Annotated in this window: 2 protein-coding genes; both read left to right on the top strand. The window is 36.4% G+C overall.

Features of this window, described 5'->3' with window-relative positions:
• Positions 1-215 precede the first annotated feature (215 nt).
• Entirely contained in the window at positions 216-584 is a 369-nt protein-coding gene (locus KCG49_RS16315; RefSeq protein WP_218548020.1) for an IS110 family transposase, read from the top strand.
• A gap of 15 nt (positions 585-599) precedes the next feature.
• Positions 600-998, top strand: a 399-nt coding sequence (locus KCG49_RS16320) for a transposase (protein ID WP_218548021.1), incomplete at its 3' end; no start/stop codon positions are given.

Genomic DNA, 998 nt, shown 5'->3' on the forward strand with positions numbered 1-998 from the left:
CATCCTAAGTTTGTATTTCAATTAAATTAGACAAATAATCAATAAAGGACAAAAGAGCAGATTAAGGTTATTATAGCCGTAGGAACTTAAGATTCCGTCAACAATGCAAATCCCTGCTCTTTTCTATCAGAATTACCTTTAGTTCATTAGGCACCATAGCTTGTTTTCAGGATGCTGTAAATCAGATAGATTGTTCTTTACTAATACTAATATCTATGAATAAAAGTACGTTATTTTTCGGAATAGACATCTCAAAAGACAGTTTTGATGTCTACGGTAATTTATTTGGATACAAGAGCTATCCAAACAATAAAGATGGATTTAAGTCCTTTGTCAAGACCTTAGATGCAAACAGTTATTGCGTTATGGAAGCTACTGGTTGCTATCACCATAAGCTATGTATGTATTTACATGATCAAGGTATCGGTCTTAGTGTATTAAACCCTCTGATTATAAAACGTTTTATTCAGATGAAATTAAGGCGTATAAAAACGGACAAGAGTGATGCCTATATGATCTACAACTATGCCTGTGAACAGCCTTTAGAACCATGGCAACCGGAAGCAGAGTATATTGTGACATGAAAAGAGCTGCTCTCCTTGCTACAAACCTACTCCCGGCAATCGACAGCCCTAAAGAATAAGCTGCACGCCTTAGAGAACAGAGGTCAAAAGGGTATTCTGGTCAGATCAATAAAGCGACAGTTACGTCAGCTTAAAAAAGAATGTGAGGTATTACAAACAGAATTGGAAAACCTTATTAAGACAGAAGAGCCAAAGCTGTTTCAAAGACTTACCACTATTCCTGGTATCGGGAAGAAAACAGCTATACTAATGATGGTCCGTACCTCTAATTTCAAGACTTTTGAAAGCTACAAACAAGTTTCTTCATTCTTAGGTCTGGCACCAAATGAAAGAAGCTCAGGCATCAGTATAAGAGGAAGATCAAGAATTAGTAAAACTGGAGATGGACTACTTAGAAACCATCTGTTTATGTGC

The sequence above is a fragment of the Winogradskyella luteola genome, assembly GCF_019203985.1.
Classification (GTDB): domain Bacteria; phylum Bacteroidota; class Bacteroidia; order Flavobacteriales; family Flavobacteriaceae; genus Winogradskyella; species Winogradskyella luteola.

Coding starts and splice junctions, on each gene's coding strand:
- KCG49_RS16315 (WP_218548020.1), top strand. CDS start 216: ATGAATAAAAGTACGTTATTTTTCGGAATAGACATCTCAAAAGACAGT.